The organism is Pantoea sp. JZ2, assembly GCF_035191405.1.
GTDB classification, from domain to species: Bacteria; Pseudomonadota; Gammaproteobacteria; order Enterobacterales; family Enterobacteriaceae; genus Pantoea; species Pantoea stewartii.
In genome coordinates this window covers 2,936,408-2,954,464 of the sequence record NZ_CP045247.1, presented here as the reverse complement: position 1 = coordinate 2,954,464, position 18,057 = coordinate 2,936,408, and the positions used below count along the sequence as shown (strand labels likewise).

At 55.7% G+C, this 18,057-nt stretch carries 15 protein-coding genes; 9 read left to right on the top strand and 6 right to left on the bottom strand.

What is annotated here, in order from left to right; translation table 11 throughout:
• Positions 1-4 precede the first annotated feature (4 nt).
• From GC087_RS14100 to GC087_RS14075, 6 genes are all read right to left on the bottom strand, one after another.
• Positions 5-955 (bottom strand): alpha/beta hydrolase, encoded by a 951-nt coding sequence (locus tag GC087_RS14100; protein WP_058701358.1) that lies wholly within the window; start codon positions 953-955, stop codon positions 5-7.
• Positions 956-1,082: 127 nt separating this feature from the next.
• Positions 1,083-2,555 (bottom strand): glycoside hydrolase family 1 protein, encoded by a 1,473-nt coding sequence (locus GC087_RS14095; protein WP_324028555.1) that lies wholly within the window; start codon positions 2,553-2,555, stop codon positions 1,083-1,085.
• 10 nt (positions 2,556-2,565) lie between these two features.
• A complete protein-coding gene (locus GC087_RS14090) occupies positions 2,566-4,413 on the bottom strand; it encodes a beta-glucoside-specific PTS transporter subunit IIABC (RefSeq protein WP_324028554.1) in 1,848 nt (615 codons plus the stop codon).
• A gap of 123 nt (positions 4,414-4,536) precedes the next feature.
• A complete protein-coding gene (licT, locus tag GC087_RS14085; RefSeq protein ID WP_039340960.1) occupies positions 4,537-5,391 on the bottom strand; it encodes a BglG family transcription antiterminator LicT in 855 nt (284 codons plus the stop codon).
• Between the two features lie 465 nt (positions 5,392-5,856).
• On the bottom strand, positions 5,857-6,417 hold the full coding sequence (locus GC087_RS14080; RefSeq protein WP_324030634.1) for a hypothetical protein: 561 nt from the start codon (positions 6,415-6,417) through the stop codon (positions 5,857-5,859).
• Positions 6,418-6,672: 255 nt separating this feature from the next.
• The gene (locus GC087_RS14075) at positions 6,673-7,593 is read right to left on the bottom strand and encodes a LysR substrate-binding domain-containing protein (RefSeq protein ID WP_324028553.1); all 921 of its coding nucleotides are present in this window, start codon (positions 7,591-7,593) and stop codon (positions 6,673-6,675) included.
• A 119-nt stretch (positions 7,594-7,712) separates the two neighbouring features.
• On the opposite strand from GC087_RS14075, the gene GC087_RS14070 reads away from it, so the two are divergent.
• The 9 genes from GC087_RS14070 to GC087_RS14030 all read left to right on the top strand — a co-directional run bounded on the left by GC087_RS14070 (position 7,713) and on the right by GC087_RS14030 (position 17,672).
• Positions 7,713-8,102 carry a tautomerase family protein gene (locus tag GC087_RS14070; protein ID WP_324028552.1) on the top strand — a complete coding sequence of 130 codons (390 nt, stop codon included), beginning with the start codon at positions 7,713-7,715 and terminating at the stop codon, positions 8,100-8,102.
• A gap of 391 nt (positions 8,103-8,493) precedes the next feature.
• The gene (gene dgcN, locus GC087_RS14065) at positions 8,494-9,501 is read left to right on the top strand and encodes an N-acetyltransferase DgcN (RefSeq protein ID WP_324028551.1); all 1,008 of its coding nucleotides are present in this window, start codon (positions 8,494-8,496) and stop codon (positions 9,499-9,501) included.
• Between the two features lies 1 nt (position 9,502).
• Positions 9,503-10,468 carry an N-acetyl-D-Glu racemase DgcA gene (gene dgcA, locus GC087_RS14060; protein WP_023328925.1) on the top strand — a complete coding sequence of 322 codons (966 nt, stop codon included), beginning with the start codon at positions 9,503-9,505 and terminating at the stop codon, positions 10,466-10,468.
• Positions 10,469-10,483: 15 nt separating this feature from the next.
• A complete protein-coding gene (locus tag GC087_RS14055; RefSeq protein ID WP_324028550.1) occupies positions 10,484-12,349 on the top strand; it encodes an ABC transporter ATP-binding protein in 1,866 nt (621 codons plus the stop codon).
• 22 nt (positions 12,350-12,371) lie between these two features.
• Complete coding sequence (locus GC087_RS14050; protein ID WP_277281806.1) at positions 12,372-13,913, top strand: glutathione ABC transporter substrate-binding protein; 1,542 nt, start codon at positions 12,372-12,374, stop codon at positions 13,911-13,913.
• Positions 13,914-13,994: 81 nt separating this feature from the next.
• The gene (locus tag GC087_RS14045) at positions 13,995-14,927 is read left to right on the top strand and encodes an ABC transporter permease (RefSeq protein ID WP_324028549.1); all 933 of its coding nucleotides are present in this window, start codon (positions 13,995-13,997) and stop codon (positions 14,925-14,927) included.
• A complete protein-coding gene (locus GC087_RS14040) occupies positions 14,924-15,808 on the top strand; it encodes an ABC transporter permease subunit (protein WP_033737479.1) in 885 nt (294 codons plus the stop codon). The genes GC087_RS14045 and GC087_RS14040 overlap by 4 nt, the downstream gene beginning before the upstream one ends.
• 2 nt (positions 15,809-15,810) lie before the next feature.
• Positions 15,811-16,854: a DmpA family aminopeptidase gene (locus GC087_RS14035; protein WP_324028548.1), complete on the top strand. Its 1,044-nt coding sequence runs from the start codon at positions 15,811-15,813 to the stop codon at positions 16,852-16,854.
• Positions 16,851-17,672 carry a M55 family metallopeptidase gene (locus GC087_RS14030; RefSeq protein WP_205954465.1) on the top strand — a complete coding sequence of 274 codons (822 nt, stop codon included), beginning with the start codon at positions 16,851-16,853 and terminating at the stop codon, positions 17,670-17,672. Before GC087_RS14035 ends, GC087_RS14030 begins: the two co-directional genes overlap by 4 nt.
• Positions 17,673-18,057 lie beyond the last annotated feature (385 nt).

The following is an 18,057-nucleotide window of genomic DNA, read 5'->3' as shown; positions in this document are numbered from 1 at the left end:
AGTATCAGGGCGCAAAGCGCGACAGCCAGATTTGGCGCAGTTCCCGGGCCTGCAACGATACTGCCGCCGTCTCACTGCCGTGGAAACCATGAAATGCGCCCGGCCAGACGTGCAACTCCACGGCAACCCCGGCGCGGATTAACCGCTGTGCATAGTCGAGGTTCTCATCCAGAAACAGGTCCAGCGTGCCCACGCCAATCCAGGCCGGGGGAAGCCCGCGCAGGTCTGTGGCGCGAGCGGGGGCCGCATAAGGCGAAACGGCTTCGCCACCGGGCGCTTCGCCCAGCAGCGCTGACCAGCCGATGCGGTTGTATTCCCGCGTCCAGACAAACTCGCCGGTCACGGGATTGGGGTGGGTTTCGGTGACCGTGCGGTCATCCAGCATCGGGAACATCAGATTCTGAAAGGCCAGCGTGGGGCCATTCCGATCGCGGGTGAACAGCGCCAGTGAGGCCGCCAGCCCGGCACCGGCGCTGTCGCCCATAACACCGATACGTGCCGGATCAATGCCCAGCATCGCGGCTTCATTCACCATCCAGTTCAGCACCTGATAGCTGTCTTCCAGCGATCCCGGAAATACGGTTTCCGGTGACAGCCGATAGTCCACCGAGACAACCACACAGTTATGTCGCCGTGCCGTCGCGCTGGTCAGCGACAGAGACTGCTCCGGGCTGCCAAACAGATGACCGCCGCCATGAAGATGTAATATGCCCATGCGTTTACCGGCGGCCGCAACGGGCGTGATCACACAGACTCTGACCGACGGATGGCCGGGAAACGCAATCAGGTGTTCATCAATGTTCAGCCCCTGGTCGCGGTAAGACTGGACCTGCTTAAGCGCAGCATCCTGGCGCTGCTGGCGTAGCGTAATGATTGCGTCAGGCGTGAGTTCCAGTGGCGCGCTGTTAGCGAGCAGGGGACGTAGCTCGGGATCGACGAGATGCAGCGTGTTCAACTTAACCCTCTCTTCAGGTTGATGTGACAGCAACGTGTTTCTGCCAGATATGCATGGCAGCGGCTGAGATCAAAATGACCTGCTGACAGCGACTGCCAGCAGGTCACAGCAATGGCGTTCAACCGGCTTAATGACCCGTGTCTTCGCCATTAGAGGCTATCAGTTTTTTATACCAGTGATAGCTCTTTTTTAAGGTACGTTTCTGCGTGCCATTGCCCATATCGTCCTGATCCACGTAGATAAACCCATAACGTTTAGACATCTGCGCCGTACCTGCGCTCACCACGTCAATCGGTCCCCACCAGGTGTAGCCAAACAGGGGAACGCCATCCGCAATGGCCTCTTTCATTTGCGCGACGTGCTGGCGCAGGTAGTCAATGCGGTAATCGTCATCAATACTGCCATCGGCCTTGACGGTATCGACTGCGCCCAGGCCGTTTTCGGCAATAAAGAGCGGCTTTTGATAGCGATCATACAGCTGATTCAGTGCCAGGCGCAGGCCTTTGGGATCGATTTGCCAGCCCCATTCACTGGTTTCCAGGTGCGGATTTCTGATGCCGCCGGTGATCAGGTTGCCCTGCGCGCCGGTGAGTTTTTCAGGATGGGCGCTGACCGTGCTGGACATGTAATAGCTAAAGGAAACAAAGTCCACCGGATGTTGCCGCAGGATTTCATCGTCGCCCACGGCTTTAATCAGCTGTACGCCTTTTTCCGCCAGCATTCTTTCTGCATAAGCCGGATAGTAGCCGCGTGCCTGCACATCGCTAAAAAACAACGACACGCGCTGCATCTCTTCGCACGCCTGCACATCATCCGGATGGCAGGTGTGCGGATACAGGATTTGATAGCTGATCATACAGCCCACCTGCGCACCGGGAATAATGGCGTGGCAAGCCTTTGTCGCCAGCGCGCTGGCGACAAACTGATGATGGGCACCCTGGTATTTATCCTGTTCAATATGCGGGTGACCTTCTTCAATTACGCCAATGCTCACGTAAGGGTGATGCTTAACACAGTTGATCTCGTTGAACGTCATCCAGTATTTCACTTTTTTGCGATAGCGCATGAAAACTGTGGTGGCAAAACGCACATAGAAATCTACCAACTGGCGATTGGGCCAGCCGCCGTAATCCGTCACCAGCGCAAGCGGCATTTCGTAATGTGACAATGACACAATCGGTTCGATCCCGTGAGCGAGCAGGGCATCCAGCACTGCATCATAAAACTGCAGGCCCGCCTCGTTGGGTTCTGCTTCATCGCCGCGTGGAAAGATGCGCGTCCAGGCAATCGACATCCTGAAGCACCTGAATCCCATCCCGGCGAACAGCGCGATATCCTCTTTAAAGTGGGTGTAAAACCCGTTGCCTTTACGTTTGGGATAATATTTTTTGCTCTCCGAATTCTGTGCTTCCGCTACCTGCGCATGGGTCATGCTTAACCACTGATCCAGCCACTGGTCTTGTGGTGTGGATGCGTCAAAGGTGTACACATCCGATACGGACAGTCCTTTACCGCCGACATGCCTGGCGCCCTCAAGCTGATTCGCGGCCGTGGCACCGCCCCACAGAAAACCTTCGGGAAAAGAGGGTGAATACGTCATGCTTTGCTCCTTAAACCGCCGCAGCGGTGAGTGTCAGAAAAGCGTCACGGCAGGCGATATGTCCCCCGGCTTTTACCGGGCGAACCTCGCCATAGCGTTCGCAGTTGGTCACGATTACAATCACGCTCGGATCGATGCCTTCGGCCTCAAGCGCGTTCAGATCGAATGTGATCAGCAGATCGCCGGTGCGGATAAACTGGCCCGGCTGAATATGGCTGGTGAAATGGCGGCCGCCGAGTTTCACGGTATCGATGCCAATGTGGATCAGGATTTCCGCGCCAGTGTCACTTTTCAGCCCCAGCGCGTGGTGGGTTTCAAAGAGCGACTCGACGCGGCCATCAATGGGGGAGCGCAACTTGCCGCCGGTCGGGTAAATCGCCAGCCCTTTGCCAAAAATTTCATCGGCAAAAACCGGATCGGCTAAGGCGCTTAACGGAGTGATCTCACCGCTGACCGGCGCAAAAAGCCTTACGTGGTCCTGCGTATGATGACAGTGTGAGGAGGCTGTGTTGTCCACGTTCTTCCGGGTCGCATCCTCAAAACCCAGTATGACGGTCAGCAGGGCCGCACTGGAAAAGGCAATGACCAGACTCAGCAGTGCTGATAAGAAGGTGGGACCAACCAGGGCGGGAATGCCGGGCAGGCCGCTGAGTGCAAACGCATAGGTTTTTACGCCCATCGCCATCGCAAACGCGCCACCACAGGCACCGCCAAGCAGAGCGGCGGCAAAGGGACGTTTGTAGCGAATGTTGATGCCGTACATCGCAGGCTCGGTGATGCCCATGGCAGCACTGAAGCTGGTGGTAAGCGCCAACGATTTAAGCTTTTTATCCCGGGCCCGCAGAAAGACGCCAAACGCCGCACCGGCCTGACCAAGGTTGGCCACATAGAAAAGAATTTTAAACGGGTCGAATCCCAGATGGCTGATGTTATGGATCATGACCGGCACCAGCACATAGTGCATGCCGGTAATAATAATCAGCGACAACGTCCCGCCGACCACCACGCCCGCGATAATGCCCATGTTTTCGACCAGCCAGATAATGCCCCCGGTCAGCGCGTTACCGGCAAAAATCCCTAATGGCCCGATAGCGATCAGCGTCACCGGCGTGACGATAAGCAGGCTTAAAAGCGGAACAAACATGGTTTTGAGGGCGGCAGGGATAACGCGGTCAATCAGGCGCTCCACGTAACTCAACAGCCAGATTGATAGCAGGACCGGAATGACTGTCGAAGCATAGTTCACCGTGGGAACGGGTAAACCCAGAAAACGTATCGGCTCACCTGCGGTAAAGAGGGTTTGCAGGGCAGGGTGAAAGAGTGATGCCGCCAGCGCAACAGCGACATAAGAATTGGCACCAAAGCGTTTTGCCGCACTGAACGCCAGCGCCAGCGGCAAAAAATAGAACACGCCATCACTGATCGCCAGCAGGATCTGGTAGCTCTGGTTTTGTGTCTCCAGCCAGTGAAACGCCACCATTAGCGCCAGAATGCCCTTGAGAATCCCTGCACCCGCTATGGCCGGAATAATCGGTGAGAAGATGCCGGACAACCCTTCAAGCACTGCGGAAACAGGGTTACAGCGCGAAGCAGGGCGGACAGAAGCTTCCTGAAGCGGAAGCTGACTGAGCAGCGCATCGCACAGTGGTTTGACATCATTACCGATGATGAGTTGAAACTGGTCGCCAGAAATATTAACCCCGATCACGCCATCCAGTGCTTCAAGCGCGTGACGGTCGGCTTTACTGTTATCTCTTAGTAAAAAACGCAGGCGGGTAATGCAGTGAAATAAAGACTGTACGTTATCTTTTCCGCCTATCAGGGGAATAATTTGCTGTGCGGTGTCCTGATAATTCATAAATCCCTCCAGACTGAAGTCGATATGACGTCATCCACAATGACCGGCATAAACCGGGTGGCATATTTTCTGGGGTTTGCCTGATTAAACAGTCACAAGCCGGTAAAGCAATTCAGTAATGCATTATGGGGTGTCAACATCATGCGCACTGCGCTGCACGATGTTTTCAATGTGTACCGTTAGATAGAGTTTTTCTGAGTGACTCATACTGTGGTGATAATGTTTTTTTACGAAGGTGCTGATGGCTTCTACGCACTCAAACGTTCGGGCATATCGCTGTTGTGCCAGCGTGAATAATTCCTCGTCGTCGTTATTTAATACTTCGCCATCAATGACCCGCTGCGCAAAGAATTTTAAATGGGTAATGAAGCGCTGGTAATTCAGACTGTGTTCATCGCGGGTCAGCGTAAAAAAGTATTTTACGATTTGTTGTAACTGACAGAGGAGTTGGGTGATTTTTGTGGTTTTGCCTAAGTTATCATTGAGCCCGGCATTCACGATATGCAGCGCAATACTGCAGGCTTCGCTGTCTGGTAGCACGGTGCCGGTGCGGGCCACTACCATGCCCAGTGCCTGGCGGCCAATCGCATATTCTGCGGTGTAAAAATGACGGACTTCCCATTCCAGTGGGTTGGCGAGCTGCGCGTTATTTTTATGCCGCTCCAGCGCAAAGTAGAGGTGATCGGCCAGCGTGACATACAGCCCTTCGCTTAGTTTATGCTTCAGCGTTTCATGCGCCAGGCTGACGATATCGGCGGTCAACTGGAGAATATCGATGGGAACTTCACTGACCAGATCTTTAAAGCGTGCAGAGATGCCTGAATCTTGCAGCCGAAATATCTTTTCTGCTTCGTGCAGATGAATACGGGCCCCGTTGCGTGTATTAAATCCCAGCCCCCGACCGGTTAAAATCACTTCAAGGCCGTTATCATCTACGGCACTGACCACATTATTATTCAGTATTTGTCTGACCAGCATCGCTCACTCCTGAAACACAATCGGGCAAAACATAAATACAGCGTTGAAGGGATTATCCCTCAGCCTGCATTCAGGTTTTGCCCGATAATCGGTAACAAGCGTGATGCCGGTTAATCCTGGCACCTGGAAAATTGATATTCAATATGAAATTGTGCAGTGAGTCATCTGGCGCGCTGATTTGTGATCCGCTTTACGAAAAGTAATAGATAAAGCCGTTACGTGATCGGGGGGAATGGGCGATGCCGGCGGGTTAGTGCGCTGGCAGGTGAGGGGCAGAGGTGTTGGGTTTGGGTAGCAGGCAGATCAGGAATGAGAAGATACGTGATGGCTGTTAAAAAATGAACGTCTGCTTTGAGCGAGAAGCGGAAGTTCTCAATCGTTCTCACTACGGGTTAAGGCATTACTAACATTACGATGTTTCAATTAACTGGGTTAAGGTCACACCTTTGAGGATACTGAAAAAAATTACCGAAGAAGCAGATCCAACCAATCTGGGTTTTCAATTTTACGTGAATAGGGCAACATTGCGCGATTAATCAACTCAAAGAATTCTGACTCCTCCATCCTTGCGGCTTCGCTTGTGCCAGGCCCCTCCCATTCATCAAAGAGATGCCAGTAAAGCGATTTCAAGGTATCGACCACTGCAGTGAAAATCTTTACGTTAGGTTCAAGCCAATGACACACCAGAAAATACATTTTCTGCTCTGCATCATGGATGGACGCGGATTGGGAAAGTTGACTCATAAATAGCTTGATCCAGACCAATGCTGCTGTTTTTAGCGGTGGCAGGCTTATCTGCTGCTCTGCCATGTACCGTGACATATATAATTCAACCTCGGCCCGTACAGATTGATTATCAAGCCCCAGTGAAGCGAGGATTAAAAGAGTCTCTGAATCATTTCCTTCGATAATTTGATCTTCAGCCCATGCAATGATCATGCAGTCCAGATCATTGTGAAGAAATGGATATTTTCCTGAAAATACAAGCAACCCAAACATCTCATTGAGCGTGTATACAGATGGCATCTGATATTCCCTTTCCTGAATTTTAACATGAACTCTGGCAGTGATAATTTCTGAGTCCATTACCACTTGAACGTTGAGTCTATGTAACTAAATGAAACTCCAATCAATCTTCATTTATCTTACCTATTGATTTAAATACTATAAAGATTAAAAACATACCGATTTTGGCTACATAAGCAGAAGTGTGCAACGTCCGCTCCTGACACAATTCAGCCCATCCGCACATCACCATAACCACCACCATTCAACTTAACTCTACTCCGCAAACCTCGCCCGCAGCCACCGAATAAACGTGGTCACAGCCTTAGGAACCTGCGCAGTATGCGGACGTACTACCCATAAGCTTTCGGCAAATGCGTCTACTGTTCGCCATGCGGGCAGAACCTGCGTTAGTGTCCCTGCAGCCAGCGCGGCTCGCGCACTAAAATCAGGAAGCAGGGCGATACCGAGTCCCTGTAATGCCGCATCGCGGACGGATTCGCTGTTGTTAGTGGCAAAGTTTTCCTCTCCCTTCACCATTACGGTTTCCTCTCCGCCCGTCACTTTATGGAAATGCCATCGCGGCGGTTCCTGTCCGCGCAGATAGTACAGACAGTTATGCCGCTCCAGGTCGTCGGGCTTTTGCGGGGTGCCGTATTGCGCCAGGTAAGCGGGGGAGGCAACCAGAACCGCATGCGTGTCACACAACTTCAGCGCAATGTGGGTCTCCGGAAGTGTCTGGCTGTGACGGATGGCCAAATCAAAACCTTCACGAGTCAGTGATACCAGACGGTCGTTGACATCCAGCTGAATAGTGACCTGCGGGTACTCCCGGACAAAATCGCCAATAACCGGGACGAGCTGCTGGCGCGCAAAGGCTACCGGCGCACTGACACGCACCAGGCCTCTCACCGGGCCGGTTTCATCACGAATGCGTAAAAAGGATTGCTCAATCTGCGCAAAAGGATCGCGCAAGTTATCCACCAGTTTTTCGCCCGCCGAGGTCAGACGGACGCTGCGGGTAGTACGCTGCACCAGTGCTGTGCCGGCCATATTCTCCAGCTCTTTGATTTTCTGACTCATGGCTGCCTTGCTGACCTCCAGCCGATCAGCCGCGCGGGTAAAACTTCCCGATTCAGCGAGTACCGTCAGCCAGTACAAATGCACCCACAGTTCATCCGTGCGGAATGCTTTCATCGGGATTGTTCAAAATAGCGAATAATCATTTCAGTCCTGTCTCTTTTTCTTTTCAACAGCAGTCGTCAACATAGCGCGACATCATACACTTACGATTTAGACCAACCGAGGGTTTATTTATGCCATTGCTGACATTCGACATCATTGAGGGACGTTCTGCTACGGAAATCAGAACAATGCTGGACGCTGCACATCGGGCTGTGCTCACCGCGTTTAACGTTCCCGAACGTGACCGTTATCAGATTGTTCACGAAAATAAAAATTATCAGATGGTGTTCCAGGATACCGGGCTGGGGTTTGAACGCAGCGACCGTCTGGTGATGGTCCGGGTGTTTACCAGCCCGAGAAGTGAAGAGCAAAAAACGCGTTTCATGGCGGAACTGGCACGGGAGCTGGCAGAGCACTGTGGGGTGGATGGGAAAAATCTGATGATCAGCTTTATTACCAATGCGCCGGGTGACTGGAGCTTTGCGGATGGTGAAGCACAGTATCTGACCGGAAAGCTGTAATTACCGCGTTTCCTCTCGGTTGTCAGTCACAGCGTTTTGAGAGGAAAGATAACATCCTCACCACGCCCCAAAGCGTGTTATCCGTGGTACCCGATACCACGCCGGGGCATTATGAAAGACAGCGTCGAAGTAAACGGCCTTGCTTCCCGTTGACTGACATTAAACGATATCTCTCCATTAACTCTCCGGCGGATATTAGCCTTTTCCTATGACTCGCCCCGGCACCGGGGCCGATTTCATCCTGATTCGTTGAAATAACGCGGTTGCCATTACTTTTTTATCTGACTATAGCCTGCCGTTATACCCCGCCACCAAACAAGCATTCGTCACCTTTCAACACGCATGAAATAGTGGTTTCAGAACCTTACCTTTGTCTGAAACGAGAACTCTCATGCTAATCCCACAACCCTATTTACTTTTTCTTGGCGATGTTACCGATCCCCTCGCGGCAAAAACGGCGCGCGGTATTCATATCTGGCGACCGGAACAGTGCGTTGGCGAAATTAAACTGCCGGGCTGTACGGTCAGCCTGGGGCTGGATGAACTTGATATCGCCAGCGCCAAAGCGCGCGGCGCGAAAACGCTGGTGCTGGGCACCGCCAACGCAGGGGGGTATCTGCCCGAACACTGGCTGGATACGGTGAAAAGTGCCATTAAAGCCGGCATGAACGTGGCCAGTGGATTACATCATCGTCTGGTGGATGAGCCCGAGCTGGTCACGCTGGCAGAGACGTTTGGTGTTGCGCTTTTCGATTTACGTCATATGCGTCCGAAGCTGAGTGTCGGTAGCGGTAAGAAGCGTTCAGGTAAGCGGATACTCACGGTGGGGACTGACTGCTCAGTGGGCAAGATGTACACCTCACTGGCGCTGGAAGCGGCAATGCGTGCGCGCGGAATGAAAGCGGATTTTCGTGCCACGGGACAGACCGGGATTCTGGTTGCAGGGGAAGGCATTGCTGTGGATGCGGTAATCGCGGACTTTATTGCCGGTGCGGCGGAAGCCCTGTCTCCTGCCAACGATGATGATCACTGGGATATCGTGGAAGGGCAGGGATCGTTGTTCCATCCCTCTTACGCGGGCGTCAGTATGGGGCTTATGCACGGTGCGCAACCGCACTGGCTGGTGATGTGCCATGAAATGGGCCGTCCGCATATGCGCCATTTGCCGCATCAACCGATGGTTAGCCTGAAAGACTGCGTGGAAGCCAATCTGTGCGCCGCCCAGGTGACCAGTGAGTCTGTTCAACTGGCTGGCTTTGCGATTAACACCTCAAACTACACGGAAGAAGACGCGCGCGCCTATTGTGCTGAAATCCGTGCTGAATTCGGTTTACCGGCAACCGATCCGGTGCGTTTTGGTATCGATGACATCGCCGCGCTGCTTCAGGAGCGGGGCTGAGATGAGACAGGTGCAGATCAACGTGGTGGAACTACCGCTGGCGCGACCGTTTGCTATCTCGCGCGGTGTGCGTACCGCCGTGACGGTTATCCGTGTCACGCTTGAGCAAAACGGCTTTATTGGGCAGGGCGAATGTACACCAACGGCGCGCTACGATGAAACGCCAGACAGCGTTCAGGCCCAGCTTGAGGCGGTACGTGCTGACGTGGAAGCAGGCCTGAGCCGCGATGATCTGCAACACCGTTTGCCCGCCGGTTCCGCGCGCAATGTGCTGGACTGCGCACTGTGGCGACTTGACGCCGCACGGGCCAGTCAAACGCTCTGGCAACAAAGTGCATGCCCGCCGCCACGCTCGGTCGTGACGGCGGAAACCCTCAGCCTCGATACGCTGGAAAACATGGCGCTGGCGGCGGCAGATGCCGTCTCGCGGGGTGCCATCCTGCTCAAAATCAAGCTCGACCGCGATGCGGTTCTGGAAAAAGTGGCGGCGATTCGTGCCGCGGCCCCGCGTGCGACGCTCATTATCGATGCCAATGAAGCCTGGTCGGGAATGGATCTGGAAAGCCTGCTGGTGGCGCTGCAGGCCTTTAACATCGCGATGGTCGAGCAACCGCTTCCCGCAGGTCAGGATCATGACCTGCAACGCTTCCGTCATCCTGTTCCCGTCTGTGCGGACGAGAGTTGCCACACGCGAGAGGACATTGCCAGCCTGCGTCATCGCTACGAGATGATCAACATCAAGCTGGATAAGTGCGGAGGTCTGACGGAAGCGCTGGCGATGGTCGATGAAGCGCACAAGCAGAACATGCGCATCATGGTCGGCTGCATGCTGGGTTCATCCCTGGCAATGGAAGCGGCATTGCCCGTGGCGGTGCACGCAGAGCACGTCGATTTAGATGGCCCGATCTGGCTGGCGGCCGACAGCTCTCCTTTTTTGAATTACTCCGATGGCCGTATCTGGCTGTAACGCGACGAGGCATTGATGACGGACACACGACTCACTTCTTCTGCCACACGTGCTAACGGTGCATCACCGGTGCTTGCTGTTCAGGACCTTAGCGTCTCATTTCGTGGACGCAGTGGTGAGAATCAGGCGCTGAAAGGCATCAGTTTCGCCATTTATCCTGGCGAAATTGTCGCCGTGGTGGGCGAGAGCGGCTCAGGTAAATCAGTCACGTCGCTGGCCGTGATGGGCTTGCTGGCGAGCAGTGGCCGTATCGATCGCGGCAGCATGCAGTTTCGCGATCGCCGCGGAGAAGTTCATGCGTTAGAAACGCTGGATGACAGTCAGCGCCGCACGTTGCGTGGCCGTGAAATGGCGATGATCTTTCAGGAGCCGATGACCTCACTGAATCCGGTGCTGCGTATCGATGATCAACTCACCGAAGCGTTACGCGACCATCATCAGTGCGACAAGAAACAGGCTCATGCGCGCGTACGTGAACTGCTGCGACAGGTACGTATTGCCGATGTCGATCGCGTCATGAAAAGCTATCCGCACGCGCTGTCCGGCGGGATGCGCCAGCGCGTAATGATTGCTCAGGCGCTGGCCTGTGATCCGCAACTCCTGATTGCCGACGAACCCACGACGGCGCTGGACGTCACCGTACAGGCGCGCATTTTACATATCCTGCGTGAGCTGCAACGCGAGAAGAACATGGCGGTGTTATTTATCACCCATGATATGGGCGTTGTGGCGGAAATTGCGGATCGTGTTGTGGTCATGCTGCGTGGCGAAGTGGTCGAGCAGGGCACCGTGTCAGAGATTTTTGCCGCCCCGCAGCATGCGTATACCAAAGCGTTGCTGGCAGCCGTGCCAAAACTGGGCGATATGCGTGAATACGCGTGGCCGCAACGCTTTCCTCTGTTGGGTGCACAACAGGCGGCGCAACACGAACAGCTGACGGCGCGCTACGACAGCGAACCGCTACTCGATGTACGTGGGCTAAAAGTGTATTACCCCATCCGTAGCGGCATCTTCTCGACCCATACGCATCATGTGCATGCGGTTGAGCAGATTGATTTCAGTCTGTGGCCGGGTGAAACCCTGGCCATCGTGGGTGAAAGCGGCTGCGGTAAATCGACCACCGGGCGTGCGCTGATGCGCCTGATCGCCAGTGAGGCGGAAAGCATCCACTTTGAAGGAAAGGAAATCTCTCATCTGAAAGAGGCGGCATTCCAGCCGCTGCGCCGTGAAATTCAGATGGTGTTTCAGGACCCCTATGCGTCACTGAATCCACGTCTGACGGTGGGGTTTACCATTGCCGAGCCGTTGCTGTTGCATGGCATGGTGGACTCACTGGAACAGGCTTCTCCACACATTGATGCGCTGCTGACAAGCGTTGGGCTGTTGCCGGAGCACGCGCGTCGTTATCCGCACGAATTTTCGGGCGGTCAGCGCCAGCGTATTGCCATTGCCCGCGCGATGGCCCTGAAACCGAAAGTGATTATTGCTGATGAAGCCGTATCGGCCCTTGACGTTTCAATTCAGGCGCAGGTGGTGAATCTGATGATGGATCTCCAGCAGCAAACGGGCGTAGCCTGGATATTCATCTCTCATGATATGGCGGTCGTCGAGCGCATTGCCAACCGCGTGGCGGTGATGTACCTCGGCCAGATTGTCGAGCTCGGACCGCGCCAGTCGGTCTTTAATCAACCGCAACATCCTTATACCCAACGTCTGCTGGCCTCCGTGCCGGTGGCGGATCCCGAGAACCGTCAGCCTCGCCGTTTTGATGACAGCGAAATTCCTTCGCCGTTGCGAAAGGTGGGCGAAACGGTCACGAAACCCCGTTATCGGCAGGTTGCACCGCAACACTGGGTCGCTGACGGCATTGCATTGCGATAATCCTTAACGACCAGGAGATTTTATGAAAACGCTGTTCCGCCGTACTTCACTCGCCCTCGCCTTAACGACGACACTGGTCATGACCGCGCAGGCACAGGATCTGCGCATTTCAATGTATGCCGATATTACGGGGCTCGATCCGCACGATACCTCGGATAATGTCAGCTACTCGGTGCAGAGCGGTATCTTTGAGCGCCTGTTTCAGTTTGATCCCCAGATGAAGCTGGAGCCCTGGCTGGCGACCGGTTACACCTCCAACGACAGTGCGACGGAATTTACGCTGACGCTGCGTAAAGGCGTTACCTTCCAGGATGGTACGCCTTTTGATGCGGAAGCGGTCAAAGCGAACCTTGATCGTCTGGCAGACCAGAAAAAAGGGCTGAAGCGCAACAGCCTGTACAAAATGATCGATAAGGTGACGGTGCTGGCACCCGATCAGGTGAAAATCTCACTCAATCAGTCATTTGGTGCTTTTATTAATACGCTGGCGCACCCTTCGGCGGTGATGTGGAGCCCGTCGGTTCTGAAACAGTATCCGGACGAGGCCCAGTTGCGGCTGCATCCGGTGGGGACCGGGCCATTTAAATTCGTAAACTGGACTCCGGGCAAAGCGGTCACGCTGGCGAAGTATGACGGTTACTGGCGGCAGGGCTGGCCCAAAGTCGATCAGGTGATTTTCTCACCCAGCCCGGAAGATGCGACACGGGTTGCCGCGTTGAAATCGGGTCAGGTGGATGCCATTTGGCCTTTGCCTTCGGATCTGATCGCGGCGGTGAAGCAGGACAGCAACCTCGCGATTCAGCGCGATCCGAGCATCTATCTCTATTACATGGCGATCAATACGCAGCATAAACCTCTGGCCGATGTCCGCGTGCGCCAGGCAATCAACTATGCGATTGACCGTCATCTGTGGTTGAAGGTGGCCTTTGCCGGTTTGGGTAAACCGGCCACCTCCGCGATGCCGGAAGGGGTGCAGTTCTATGAGAAGCAGAGCGATCCCGATTACCACTATGCGCCGGAAAAGGCCAAAGCGTTGCTGAAAGCGGCGGGCTACCCGAATGGGCTGGATCTCAAGCTCTGGGTCACCAATGCGACCGCCAGCGTGCGCGCCGCCCAGGTGCTGAAGGCGCAACTGGCCACGGTGGGTATTCGCGCCACGGTGACACCGATGGATTCCGGAACGCGCAACGCGAAGCTGTGGGGCGTTCAGGACCCGAAAAAAGCCGAATTTGACCTCTATTATGGCGGCTGGTCGACGTCTACCGGCGATGCCGACTGGGCTCTGCGTCCGCTGTTCGCCACCGAATCATGGGTACCTACCTCGTACAATGTCTCCTATTTCAGCAATCCTGACGTCGACAAGGCGATTGCTGCCGGGCTGGCGACGGCCGATCCGGCAAAACGTGGTATCGCCTATGCACAAGCGCAAAAGCTGTTGTGGAAAGAGGCCCCCGTGGCGTTCCTTGGCACGCCAGACAATCTGGTAGGCAAACGCAGCACCCTGAGCGGCGTTTCGATGCTGCCTGATGGCAATCTGTTGTTCACTCAGGCGTCGTTTAAATAAGTCGCGGATGTCCCTCACGTGTCCTTGCCGGTTGCGGCGGCACGTGAGGCTCCCCGTCTCACCTTTATTTCAGGGAATGGCATGTTTGCATACATCATTCGCCGATTGCTGGAGATGATCCCGGTTTTGCTGGTGGTCTCGCTGCTGGTTTTCGGTTTCATCAAGCTGCTGCCGGGCGATCCGGCGCGCATTTATGCCGGACCGGATGCACCGATTGAAGCGGTCGAAGCGGCACGTCAGCACCTCGGGCTCAACGACTCGTTGCCGCAGCAGTATGTTAACTGGATAGACAGCCTGTTACATGGCGATCTTGGCACCACGTACCGCACCCAGCAACCGGTGCTGCAGGTGATTAAGCAGGGCTTCCTGCCCACACTGTGGCTCGCCTTAGCCGGTTTCGCCCGGTCTGTGCTTCTCGGCCTGATGCTTGGCGTACTCGCGGCCCTGAAACGAGGGAAATGGCAAGACTGGACGCTAATGAGCGTGGCGGTGGGCGGTATCTCGATGCCGGCGTTCTGGCTGGGGCTGCTGCTAATCCAGTTCGTTGCGATGCCTTTTGGCCTGTTCTCGGTCAGCGGCTTTAACAAGGCCAGCGATATTGTCCTGCCCGCCATCACGCTGGGATCGTCCGTTGCGGCGGTCATGGCACGCTTTACCCGCTCGGCCTTCCTTGAAGTGGCACAGGAAGATTACGTGCGCACCGCGAAAGCGAAAGGGCTGCGTAACCGTCTGGTGACGTGGAAACACGTGATGCGTAATGCGCTCATCCCGGTGATCACCATGCTGGGGTTGCAGTTTGGTTTTCTGCTGGGCGGTTCGATTGTCGTGGAAAGCGTCTTCAACTGGCCAGGGTTAGGCTGGCTGTTAATTGAGTCTATCAAAGCGCAGGATCAGCCGGTCATTCAGGCGCTGGTGATGCTGTTTGTATTTGAATTTATCGTCATTAATCTGCTGGTGGATCTGCTTTACGCGGTCGTCAATCCGGCAATTCGTCTGCGACAGGAGCCGAGATGAGTCATCAATCGCTGACTGATAACCCGCCTCAGGTTATTCGCTCGCCGTGGCGCGATTTCCTGCATGCTTTTGTGCGCAATCCTCTGGCGCTGGTTTCAGGCGGATTTGTCCTGCTGCTGATTCTGGTGGCGATCTTTGCGCCCTGGCTAGCTCCCTGGGATCCGATGGCGCCCGACTGGATGGCGTTATCCTCGCCCCCTTCGGCAGCACACTGGATGGGCACCGATGAACTGGGGCGCGACCTGCTCAGCCGTATTATCTATGGGGCGCGTATTTCGCTGTATGTCGGCGTGCTGTCCGTGACGCTGGGCATGATTGTCGGCGTCGTGCTGGGGTTGCTGGCGGGCTATTACGGTGGCTGGGTCGATATGCTGATCATGCGCGGTGCCGATGTGTTATTCGCGTTTCCCGGCATGCTGCTGGCCATTGCGGTGGTGGCGCTTCTGGGAACGGGCCTGAACAATGTCATCATCGCCGTCGCGGTGTTCAGCGTGCCCGTCTTTGCCCGGATTGTGCGCGCCTCCACGCTGTCATTGAGACAGGCTGCCTATGTGGAAGCCGTGCGCTGTGCCGGTGCACCCGACCGAATCATTATCCTGCGCCATATTCTGCCGGGCACGCTTTCCAGCGTCATTGTTTATTTTACGATGCGCATTGGCACCAGTATCCTCACAGCGGCAGGCTTAAGCTTTATTGGCCTCGGACCGGAGCCGGATGTGCCTGAATGGGGCAATATTCTGGCCATGAGCCGGAGCATGATGATGGCGGGCGCGTGGCACATGAGCGTGTTTCCGGGGCTGGCGATTTTTATCACGGTGCTGGCGTTTAACCTGCTCGGCGACGCGCTGCGTGACACGCTCGACCCGAAACTCAAGGGCTGACGATGGACTTTCAACAACTGCAGTGCGAACTGCTGCTGGATCGCTGGCGTAACGAGCGTCAGTTGGGGCAGCCGCGCAGCGCATGTGGCCCCACTAATCGCATCAGCGATGTGGCTGGTGTGCGCGTCGGCCACGTCACGCTGGCTGAGGGAGAGCGGCAGACTGGCGTCACCGCTATCGTTCCGCCGGGTGATAACCTGTTTCTCACGCCGCTGCCGTGCGGAGCTGAAGTTCTGAATGGCTTTGCGAAACCGGTCGGACTGACACAGGTCGAGGAGCTGGGTGTGTTACACACGCCGATTCTGCTCAGTAACACGCTGGCGGTGGGCACGCTGTTTACCGCGCTGGTACGGGACGCCATCCGTCGTAACCCGGAACTCGGGCGGACGCTACCGACGGTGAACCCGCTGGCCCTGGAGTGCAACGACGGCTGGCTCAATGATATTCAGGCGCTGGCCATCAGTGAGGCGATGGCGCAGGAAGCATTGCATACAGCCGCAGCGGACTTTTCCCGCGGCAGCGTTGGCGCAGGACGCGGGATGAGCTGTTTTAATCTGAAGGGCGGGATCGGCACGGCCTCGCGTGTTATTCCGTCGCTCAATGCCACGCTGGGAGTATTGGTGCTGGCGAATTTTGGCACGCTCAGCGCGCTCACGCTTGACGGTGTGCGACTCGGTGAAGTGATTGCACCACTGCTGGCAGGAGAGGCGCCGCAGCGTGATGCCGGTTCTGTCATCATCGTGATGGCGACGGATGCGCCGCTGGATGCGCGTCAGTTGAAGCGTATCGCGAAGCGTGCCGGTGCCGGCCTCGGGCGGCTGGGCAGCTACTGGGGCCACGGCTCGGGCGATATCGCCGTAGCGTTTTCAACGCAACCGCTGCCGCAACCGCCGCAGGACGCCATGCTGGAGCCGCTGCTTGCCGCCGCGGCAGATGCCACCGAACAGGCTGTACTCGATGCCTTGTTGAGCGCAGAGCCTGTTACCGGCTTTCGGGGTCACCATCGCCCCTCACTGACTCAGATTCTGGACAGGTTAACCACATGAAAATTTTTATTTCTGCCGATATTGAAGGTATCGCGGGCGTTATGCGTCCGGAGCAATGCACACCCGGCAACCCGGAATATCAGTTGGCCCGCGGTCTGATGGAACAGGAAGTGAATGCCGCGATTGAGGGGGCGTTCGCGGGAGGCGCAACGGAGGTGGTCGTCGCAGACAGCCATGCGCAAATGACCAACCTGCGGGCGGAAAATCTTGATCCCCGCGCCCGGCTGGTGCAGGGCAAACCGCGCGGCTTGTCGATGGTTGAAGGCATAGAACAGCAGACGTTCGACGGATTATTTCTGGTGGGCTATCACAGCGCAGCAGGCGAACCCGGCGTACTGGCGCACACCATTAATGGCCGTGCATTCTGGCGTATCCATATCAATGGCCTGGTGATGGGCGAAACCGATATTTACGCCGCTGCCGCCGCTGAGCAGGGCACGCCACTGTGGCTGGTCACGGGCGACGATCAGCTACAGAGCTGGATAGCAGAGTATTACCCAACGGTTGACTACGTTTGTGTCAAACGCGCCATTTCCCATACCTGCGCGGAATCCATTAGTCCCAAAGCGGCACAACGTGCCATAGGCAGTGCTGCACGCGCCGCGCTTGAGCATCAGCGCGATACGAGCACGACCCGGTTGACCGCGCCTTATCATATGCAGCTTCAGGCCAGTAAACCTGTGTTGGCCGATCTGTTCAGCCTGATCCCCGGCGTCACGCGCATCGATGCGGTTACCGTGGGATATCAGGCAGAGCGGATGGAGACGTTGATCAGCTTGCTCAGTGCATTTTCTTACCTGGCGAGTACCCAGGCGTAGCACAGGGACAGCCATGAGGTCAGGGGCGGGTAACCTTCGCCCCTGCAGCTTCCTTTTTTTCAGAAACATCGCCGCCGGGCGCGATCGTGCGCACTGACCGATAATCCGCCACCAGGCACCGTTGACCCTCATGAGATAACCCGGCCGTCTCCCCACTGCACCATGTCAGGGCGAACGCCTGATTTTACCCTTTTCAATAATTCAGCCAGTGAGGGGAAATGGACCGATACCGGCGCGATTTGCACCTGTTTCCCCTTGCATAAGCCCGGCGCCGCCTTATTTCAGCGCAAGGCGGTAGCGGGTCGCTTCGCCTCCCTCTGTTTTACGGTACAATTTTTGCAGCAGGGATTGTCCTGTCTTTACCCGCCCGGATCGTATCGGCAGT

What these genes read in the sequence shown, in the direction of transcription:
- GC087_RS14095 (WP_324028555.1), bottom strand. Translation starts at nt 2,555, where the DNA reads ATGACGTATTCACCCTCTTTTCCCGAAGGTTTTCTGTGGGGCGGTGCC.
- GC087_RS14090 (WP_324028554.1), bottom strand. Translation starts at nt 4,413, where the DNA reads ATGAATTATCAGGACACCGCACAGCAAATTATTCCCCTGATAGGCGGA.
- licT (WP_039340960.1), bottom strand. Translation starts at nt 5,391, where the DNA reads ATGCTGGTCAGACAAATACTGAATAATAATGTGGTCAGTGCCGTAGAT.
- GC087_RS14080 (WP_324030634.1), bottom strand. Translation starts at nt 6,417, where the DNA reads ATGCCATCTGTATACACGCTCAATGAGATGTTTGGGTTGCTTGTATTT.
- GC087_RS14075 (WP_324028553.1), bottom strand. Translation starts at nt 7,593, where the DNA reads ATGAAAGCATTCCGCACGGATGAACTGTGGGTGCATTTGTACTGGCTG.
- GC087_RS14070 (WP_324028552.1), top strand. Translation starts at nt 7,713, where the DNA reads ATGCCATTGCTGACATTCGACATCATTGAGGGACGTTCTGCTACGGAA.
- dgcN (WP_324028551.1), top strand. Translation starts at nt 8,494, where the DNA reads ATGCTAATCCCACAACCCTATTTACTTTTTCTTGGCGATGTTACCGAT.
- dgcA (WP_023328925.1), top strand. Translation starts at nt 9,503, where the DNA reads ATGAGACAGGTGCAGATCAACGTGGTGGAACTACCGCTGGCGCGACCG.
- GC087_RS14055 (WP_324028550.1), top strand. Translation starts at nt 10,484, where the DNA reads ATGACGGACACACGACTCACTTCTTCTGCCACACGTGCTAACGGTGCA.
- GC087_RS14050 (WP_277281806.1), top strand. Translation starts at nt 12,372, where the DNA reads ATGAAAACGCTGTTCCGCCGTACTTCACTCGCCCTCGCCTTAACGACG.
- GC087_RS14045 (WP_324028549.1), top strand. Translation starts at nt 13,995, where the DNA reads ATGTTTGCATACATCATTCGCCGATTGCTGGAGATGATCCCGGTTTTG.
- GC087_RS14040 (WP_033737479.1), top strand. Translation starts at nt 14,924, where the DNA reads ATGAGTCATCAATCGCTGACTGATAACCCGCCTCAGGTTATTCGCTCG.
- GC087_RS14035 (WP_324028548.1), top strand. Translation starts at nt 15,811, where the DNA reads ATGGACTTTCAACAACTGCAGTGCGAACTGCTGCTGGATCGCTGGCGT.
- GC087_RS14030 (WP_205954465.1), top strand. Translation starts at nt 16,851, where the DNA reads ATGAAAATTTTTATTTCTGCCGATATTGAAGGTATCGCGGGCGTTATG.